This is a genomic window from Micromonospora sp. RTBAU3-60, from assembly GCF_054963695.1.
In genome coordinates, this window is record NZ_JBUEGB010000140.1 from 1 (window position 1) to 6,970 (window position 6,970).

General features: G+C 71.2%; 9 protein-coding genes. 6 read left to right on the plus strand and 3 right to left on the minus strand.

Annotation, left to right across the window (positions count from 1 at the left end):
- On the minus strand, nucleotides 1–189 hold a 189-nt coding region (locus ACY34I_RS39850; RefSeq protein WP_462760648.1), incomplete at its 3' end, for a helix-turn-helix domain-containing protein.
- Nucleotides 190–307: 118 nt separating this feature from the next.
- Here ACY34I_RS39850 and ACY34I_RS39855 point away from each other — a divergent pair.
- The 3 genes from ACY34I_RS39855 to ACY34I_RS39865 all read left to right on the plus strand — a co-directional run bounded on the left by ACY34I_RS39855 (nucleotide 308) and on the right by ACY34I_RS39865 (nucleotide 2,753).
- Nucleotides 308–1,258, plus strand: coding sequence for a hypothetical protein (locus ACY34I_RS39855; RefSeq protein ID WP_462760650.1), 951 nt, complete (start codon nucleotides 308–310; stop codon nucleotides 1,256–1,258).
- A gap of 81 nt (nucleotides 1,259–1,339) precedes the next feature.
- A complete protein-coding gene (locus ACY34I_RS39860) occupies nucleotides 1,340–1,900 on the plus strand; it encodes a helix-turn-helix domain-containing protein (protein WP_462760652.1) in 561 nt (186 codons plus the stop codon).
- Nucleotides 1,893–2,753 (plus strand): SRPBCC domain-containing protein, encoded by an 861-nt coding sequence (locus ACY34I_RS39865; RefSeq protein ID WP_462760654.1) that lies wholly within the window; start codon nucleotides 1,893–1,895, stop codon nucleotides 2,751–2,753. The genes ACY34I_RS39860 and ACY34I_RS39865 overlap by 8 nt, the downstream gene beginning before the upstream one ends.
- A 72-nt stretch (nucleotides 2,754–2,825) precedes the next feature.
- On the opposite strand, the gene ACY34I_RS39870 is transcribed toward ACY34I_RS39865, so the two are convergent.
- Both ACY34I_RS39870 and ACY34I_RS39875 read right to left on the minus strand, forming a co-directional pair.
- A complete protein-coding gene (locus tag ACY34I_RS39870; protein WP_462760656.1) occupies nucleotides 2,826–3,485 on the minus strand; it encodes a response regulator in 660 nt (219 codons plus the stop codon).
- 12 nt (nucleotides 3,486–3,497) lie between these two features.
- Nucleotides 3,498–4,646, minus strand: a complete 1,149-nt coding sequence (locus tag ACY34I_RS39875) for a sensor histidine kinase (protein ID WP_462760658.1) — start codon at nucleotides 4,644–4,646, stop codon at nucleotides 3,498–3,500.
- A gap of 220 nt (nucleotides 4,647–4,866) precedes the next feature.
- On the opposite strand from ACY34I_RS39875, the gene ACY34I_RS39880 reads away from it, so the two are divergent.
- The 3 genes from ACY34I_RS39880 to ACY34I_RS39890 form a co-directional block, all read left to right on the plus strand.
- Complete coding sequence (locus tag ACY34I_RS39880; protein WP_462760660.1) at nucleotides 4,867–5,571, plus strand: hypothetical protein; 705 nt, start codon at nucleotides 4,867–4,869, stop codon at nucleotides 5,569–5,571.
- A 181-nt stretch (nucleotides 5,572–5,752) separates the two neighbouring features.
- Nucleotides 5,753–6,337, plus strand: coding sequence for an IS607 family transposase (locus ACY34I_RS39885; protein ID WP_462760662.1), 585 nt, complete (start codon nucleotides 5,753–5,755; stop codon nucleotides 6,335–6,337).
- The coding region (locus ACY34I_RS39890; protein WP_462760664.1) for a helix-turn-helix domain-containing protein at nucleotides 6,334–6,970 on the plus strand (637 nt) is incomplete at its 3' end. The genes ACY34I_RS39885 and ACY34I_RS39890, both read left to right, overlap by 4 nt.

Genomic DNA, 6,970 nt, shown 5'->3' on the forward strand with positions numbered 1-6,970 from the left:
CTCCGTCAGCCACCCCGACGACTGCACGTACGTGGTGCGCTGGCGGTCGAGCGCCCACGCCCGGGTCCGGGCTTCCAACGCCCGGTTGTACACCAGACGCACGCACCCGAAGGTGCGGTTCAACTGCCCAGCCTGTTCAGCAGACGGGTAGAAGCGGTACTTGTAAGCCCGCTTCACCACATCACCCACGCCTCACATTCTACCAATCGTCCACATAAGACGATCACCGAAGGGAGGGAGCGGCGTTTCCTCCCGGCCGTAAACGGCCGGGTTTCCACGCCGCAAATCCGATGAACGGAGCGGGCAGATGACCATTGACCTTGAAGATCGGTTGATCGACGGCATGCGGGACGAGGTCGCCGGACTGGCGTTCACCCGCGACGTGCTGGGGGACGCCACCCGCCGCCACCGGCGGCGCACCGCGCTGCACCGCAGCGCGTACGCGGCCGGGGTGGTCGGGGTGGCCGGGGCGCTTGCCGCGGCCCTGGCCGTCGGCACCGGTGCTCCCGCCGGTCGGGGAGGCTCGCCCGGGCCGGTCGCCGAGCGGCCCGCGACCGCGGCGAGCCCGGAGTCGCCGCAGTTGCGGCTGGCCGCCGCCGCGGCGGCCAGCGAGAACATCAGTTACCGGGTGAAGGTCACGACGACCAACAAGGACAAGCTCCCGCCGAGGGGCGAGCTGCCCGAGCCGGTGGCTAGGACCTGGGTGACGAAGGGCGCGTTCGATCCTGCGACGGCCACCGGCTACCTGGAGTCGCCGAGGACCGGGCTGCGTCCGCCCATGTCGATCGGCTGGCTGCAGGAGCGTCTGGTCGATGGCGTCCGATACTTCGGTGGCCTGGACGGTGCCGACCCCGACAGCGGAAAGATCGTGTGGGCTCGGGATCCGGAGGGCAGGCAGACGAGCTTGAACTACGACGATGCGCTGGGCGGCGGGCTGGGCACCTCGGCGGATCCGCAGCAGCTGTTCCGGATGCTGCGGCAGGCCGGCGCCAAGGTGACCCAGAATCCCGGCGGTGGCTACCACTTCGAGGTCTCGATGCGGGATTCGACCCAGGGAATCGCCGCCGACAGGCTGGTCGGTGACGTGACGATCGACGCGGACGGCCGGATCAGGACGGTGGCGTACGACCGTGCGGTGCGGTGGAACGCTCGGGGCCCGGAGTACACCTACCACCTGCACGTGCTGGTGGAGCTCTCCGAGTACGGCCTGCCGGTGAAGGTCGAGGCGCCAGCCAACGCCGTGGTCATCGGCAAGTAGCGACGAAAGGCCGCGCGGTTCGCGCGGCCTTTCGTCGAACCCATTGACAAAGAAGTTTTGTACGTACAAACTGATTTTGCCATGAGAGACGTCCTGTACCTGGAAGAGCGCGAGCAGGCCGAGGCCCTGCTCAAACCGCAGCGGATCGAGGTGCTGCGGCAGCTCGCCGAGCCCCGCACCTGCACCGAGGTCGCCGGCCTGCTGGGGCAGACGCCGCAGCGCGTCTACTACCACGTCAAGCAGCTGGTCGCGGCCGGGCTGGCCGAGCAGGTGTCCGAACGGCGGGTGCGCGGCATCACCGAGGGCATCTACCAGGCCGTCGCCCGGTCGTACTGGCTGTCCCCCCGCCTCGTCGGGCGGATCGGCGGGTCACGCCGGGCGCGGGACGAGCTCAGCCTGGGCTACCTGCTCGACCTGATGGAGGAGGTCCAGGCGGACATCGCCGCCCTCGACCGCACCGCGCCCGAACTGCCGTCCATCGGCGTCTCCGGCGAGATCCGGGTGCCGGCCGAGCGACGCCAGGAGTTCCTGCACGACCTGCAGTCGACGCTGCAGGACCTGTTCACCCGTTACGGCGGCACCGAAGGAGACGCCTTCAAGCTCGCCGTGGCCTGCTACCCGAAGGGCGACAACCATGAGTGATCTGCTGACCATCCGCGTCCGGCTCGCCGCCTCGGCGGAGCGTGTGTGGCGCGCGCTGACCGACCCCGCCGAGCTGCGCATCTGGTTCGCCGAGCACGCCGAGGTCGAGCTGCCGCACCGGTACGCGTTCTGGGGCCGCTACGCGCCCGAGGGCGACGCCCCGCATCAGCGGCTGCTGCACGCCGACGACCACACCCTGCGCTTCGCCTGGCTGCTCGGCGGCGTGGAGACCACCAGCGAGCTCGAGGTGACGCCGCAGGGCGAGCACACCGAGCTGACCCTGCGGCAGAGCCACTTCGTCTTCAGCGAGGCGCTCGACGGCAGCACCATCCGCGGTGTGCTGCAGACCTGGTGGAGCCTGGCGCTGGCCAACCTCAACGCCCACCTGGAGGGGCGGGCGCTGCTGCCGCGCACCGACTTCACCTCCGCCGACCTGCGCGGTGAGCTGGTCATCGACGCCCCGATGGACCGGGTGTGGACCTCGCTGACCGACTCCGAGCAGGCCAGCGCCTGGTTCGGATACCCGATCGGCATCGAGCCCTGGGTTGGCGGCCGCTACGCCATGGGCGGTTTCGATGCCGGGTACGCGGCCAAGGTGGTCGACCTGGAGCCGGGCCGCAAGATGTCCGTCGACTGGGGACCGACCGGCGTCAGCACCTGGGAGCTGGCCGAGTCCGCCGGGAAGACCCGGCTGACCTTCGTGCAGAGCGGCTTCGACGAGACCAACCCCCCGTACGCGGCGTGGAGCGGTTCGGTGTCCGGGCTGTCGGAGCTGCGCCGCTTCCACGAGGTGCCCGACTGGCAGCCGATCTGGCTCGCCGACGAGCTGCCGGCGGCCAGCGCGACCAGCTGATCAACTGGCCCGCGCGCAGGGACCCGGGCGGACGACTCGCGCGTCCGCCCGGGTCACCGGCACGGTGCCAGTTCACCGCTCTCCTGGTCGGACCAGTCCCCGCTCGTAGGCGTAGACCACGGCCTGCACCCGGGTACGCAGGTTCAGCTTCATGAGCACCCGCGAGAGGTGGGTCTTGACGGTGGCCTCGCCGAGAAACAGCCGCCCGCCGATCTCGGCGTTGGTGAGCCCCTCCGCGATGAGGCGGAGCACGTCGACCTCGCGAGCGGTGAGCTGGTCGAGCTCGCGGGAACGGGGGACCGGTGCCGGTTGGGCGGCGAAGCCGCGGATCACCCGCAGGGTGACCGCCGGATCGAGCAGGCCGCGCCCGGCCGCCACCAACCGGACCGCGTCGACGAGTTGCTCCGGCGGGGAGATCTTGAGCAGGAACCCGCTCACTCCCGCTCGCAGCGCCGCCGCCACGTGCTCGTCCTCGTCGAAGGTCGTCAGCACGATGATCTTCGTGTCCGGTGCCGCCGTTAGCAGCCGGCGTGAGGCTTCCAAACCGTCGACGCGCTGCATCCGGATGTCCATCAGCACCACGTCGGGCCGGGTACGGGTGACCAGGTCGACCGCCTGGTCGCCGTCGGACGCCTCGCCCACCACCGTGATGTCGGGCTCACCGCTGAGCACCATCCGCAGGCCGACCCGGACCATCGCCTCGTCGTCGACCAGCACCACCGAAACACTCATGATCGGTCCCCCTCACCGGCCCGGCACCGCGAAGCGGGCCCGCACCGCGTAGCCGCCGTCCGGCAGCGGCCCCGCGTCGAACGACCCGCCGAAGAGCGCCACCCGCTCACGCATCCCCACCAGGCCGTGCCCACCCCGGCCACGGGGCGCGGGAGCCGGCGCAACCGCACCAGGTTCGTTGACCACTTCCACGGTGACCCCGTCCTGGGCGTAGGAGATGGTCACCACCGTCGGTACGGATCCCGCGTGGCGCAGCACGTTCGTCATCGCCTCCTGCAGCACCCGGTAGGCGGAGGTGTCCAGGGTGCGCGGCAGGGGCACCGTCTCGCCCTCCACCCGCAGGCGTACCGGCAGGCCCGCCCGCGCCACCTCGGCCAGCAGGGCGTCGGCCCGCTCCAACGTGGGCTGCGGGGCGGCGGCCCCGGCCGTACCGCTCTCCCGCAGGATGCCCACCAGCCCACGCATCTCCTCCACGGACTGCCGACCGAGGCGTTCGAGCCCCAGCACGATCTCCTGCTGTTCGGGGCGATCCGCGAGCTGCCGGCGCAGCCCACCCAACTGCAACGTCATCACGCTGACCGAGTGGGCGACCGCGTCGTGGACCTCCCGCGCGATACGCGCCCGCTCCTGCACCACCGCCGCCTGAGCGTTCGCCTCGCGTTCGGCCGCCAGCGCCGCGGCCAGGTCCGCGAGTTGGGCCGCGCGGGCGGCGTTGGCGCGGGCGAGCAGCCCCAGGAACCAGCCCGGCAGCAGGATCGCCGGGACGAACAGCAGCTCCCAGGACGGTTTGCCGGTGACCACCGAGGTGAGGGCGAGCGCGACGGCCCCGGCGCCGAGGGCGAGCGACGACCGCTGCGGCGGCTGCCGCCACCCGACCCAGCCGACCACACCGATCAGCCCGATCATGGCCGCACCGCCCGGGCCCTTCGCGCCGAGCAGCGCCCCGACCGGGTAGCAGCCGGCGGCGAGCAGCGTGCCGGTGAGCGGGAACCACCGCGCCAGCACGATCCCGCCGCCGAGGAGCACGCCCGACACCCAGGTGGCGACCGCGGCGTCCCCGAAGAACGGATCCAGGGTGGTCTCCACGACCGCGAGCACCCCGATCAGCGGCCCCAGAACGAACGGGATGAGGCCGGGATCGCGCAGCCGGGCGAGCGTCATGGTTGGCACTGTAGGTCGCCGATCCGCCGCTGCCGTCCACCGTGCGGTGGACCCCGACCGGCTCCGGGTCCACCGTTCGGTGCCCGCCATGGGGGCGTACCTCCGCTGGTGGGGCGGCCTCGGTCGGTGCGCCACGACGGACGCGGCAGACCGCCGGCGCCCGGCATCGTCAGTACCCGACATCGGCCGCCACGAGTGCGGCCCGCGACAGGGAGTGACGATGATCAGCAACATCGACAACGCCGGCCTGACCACCGACCCGACGGACACCGGCGGCGGTGCCCACGGCCGGACGACGCTGCGCCGCCTCGGCGCAGGCGCACTCATCGGCGGTCCGGTTCTCTTCCTCGCCGGCATGCTGGCCTGCCCGCCGCAGGCCAGCGAATCCACCGCCGACTACGTGACCTCGCTCGCCCGCGACGGCGGGCAGACCCAGCTCTCCGCGATCCTGCTGCACTACGGCACGCTGATCGGCGCGCTGGGCCTGCTCGCCGTGCCCGGACTGGTCCGGGGCGCGCGGGGACGGGTGCTCACATTGGTCGGCACGCTGCTCGCCGCCGTCAGCCTGCTCAACATCTCCGGCGCCGTGAAGGACGACTGGTGGCGGATGGAGATCGGCCAGCGGCTACCGCTGGAGGTCGCCGTCCGCATCTCCGACGCGGTCGACGGCGCCAGCCTCATGCCGCTGTGGCGAGGAACGAGCATGTTCGCCCAGCTCGGGCTGCTGCTGATCTGCGTCGGCCTGGCCCGCGCCGGCGTGGTGGGCTGGTGGCTGACGTTCGCGTTCGTGGCCACCTTCGCGGCCGTCATGTTCATCCCGGTGCACCTGACCCTGGTCATGGGTGCGGTGTTCTCGCTGCTGCTACTGCCCCTCGTGGTCGCCGGCGTCCGCATCGCCGGACGCGAACGGGGGAACGTCGCCTGATCGCCGGCACGCACTCGGTTGGCCCGGGGGCACGGTCTGGCTCGAACGGAAACGGCACGGGTGGACCCGGTCCGGGTCCACCCGTGCCGTCGACGGCGGGCGCTGGGTCAGTCGCCCGGGGGTTAACAACTGCTCGCGATTGAGTGGTCTGTAGCATGCTTTTGCACGCTATGGTGATCTGGTGAATTTGAAGGAGTGGGCGGCGTCTCAGGGCATCGCGTACGTCACCGCGCGGCGGCAGTACGCGGCTGGGACGTTGCCTGTTCCTACTTACCGGCTGGGTCGACTCATCATGGTGGGTGAGCCGCTGCCTGCTGTCTCGGCTGGCGCCGAGCGGGTGGTGGTGTACGCCCGGGTCTCGTCGGCCGACCAGCGCGCCGACCTTGACCGGCAGGTCGCTCGGGTCGTCACGTGGGCGACCGGGCAGAACCTGCCGGTGTCGCAGGTGGTGGCCGAGGTCGGGTCCGCGCTGAACGGGCAGGGCAAGAAGTTCCTCGCGCTGCTGCGCGACCCGGCGGTTACGACCATCGTGGTGGAGCACCGTGACAGGTTCGTCCGCTTCGGTGCCGAGTATGTCGAGGCGGCGCTGGCCGCGCAGGGTCGCAAGTTGTTGGTGGTTGACCCGGCGGGGGTCGATGATGACCTGGTCCGGGACGTCACGGAGATCTTGACCTCGTTGTGTGGGCGTCTTTACGGCCGTCGGGCTGGGGCGGATCGGGCGCGCCGGGCGGTCGAGGCCGCCACCACACAGGACCCGCCAGCGTGAAGGCGATTCAAGCGTACCGGTTCGCTCTGGACCTGACTCCAGCGCAGGAGCGTGACGTGCTCGCCAACGCCGGCGCGGCCAGGGTGGCGTACAACTGGGCCCTGGCCAGGGTGAAGGCCATCATGGACCAGCGCGCCGCCGAACGCACCTACGGTGTACCTGAGGAACTGCTGACTCCGGCCGTCGGGTGGAATCTCGCCGCGTTGCGCAAGGCGTGGAACGCGGCCAAGTCGGATGTGGCGCCGTGGTGGGCTGAGTGTTCCAAGGAGGCGTTCAACACGGGCTTGGACAACCTGGCGGCCGGTTTGAAGAACTGGTCCGACTCCCGGGCCGGGAAACGGGCCGGGCCGCGGGTGGGGTTTCCGCGGTTCAAGTCCCGCCGCCGGTCGACACCGTCCGTGCGGTTCACCACGGGTGCGATCCGGGTGGAGCCGGACCTCCAGCATGTTGTGCTGCCCCGGTTGGGCCGGCTCAAGCTGCACGAGTCCGCCCGTAAACTCGCCCGCCGTCTGGAGGCGGGCACGGCCCGGATCCTGTCCGCGACGGTGCGCCGTGACGGCGGCAGGTGGCATGTCGCGTTCTGCGTCGAAATCGAGCGGGCCGAGCGCACCCCGACGCGCCCGCAGGCGGTGA

What these genes read in the sequence shown, in the direction of transcription:
- ACY34I_RS39855 (WP_462760650.1), top strand. Translation starts at nt 308, where the DNA reads ATGACCATTGACCTTGAAGATCGGTTGATCGACGGCATGCGGGACGAG.
- ACY34I_RS39860 (WP_462760652.1), top strand. Translation starts at nt 1,340, where the DNA reads ATGAGAGACGTCCTGTACCTGGAAGAGCGCGAGCAGGCCGAGGCCCTG.
- ACY34I_RS39865 (WP_462760654.1), top strand. Translation starts at nt 1,893, where the DNA reads ATGAGTGATCTGCTGACCATCCGCGTCCGGCTCGCCGCCTCGGCGGAG.
- ACY34I_RS39870 (WP_462760656.1), bottom strand. Translation starts at nt 3,485, where the DNA reads ATGAGTGTTTCGGTGGTGCTGGTCGACGACGAGGCGATGGTCCGGGTC.
- ACY34I_RS39875 (WP_462760658.1), bottom strand. Translation starts at nt 4,646, where the DNA reads ATGACGCTCGCCCGGCTGCGCGATCCCGGCCTCATCCCGTTCGTTCTG.
- ACY34I_RS39880 (WP_462760660.1), top strand. Translation starts at nt 4,867, where the DNA reads ATGATCAGCAACATCGACAACGCCGGCCTGACCACCGACCCGACGGAC.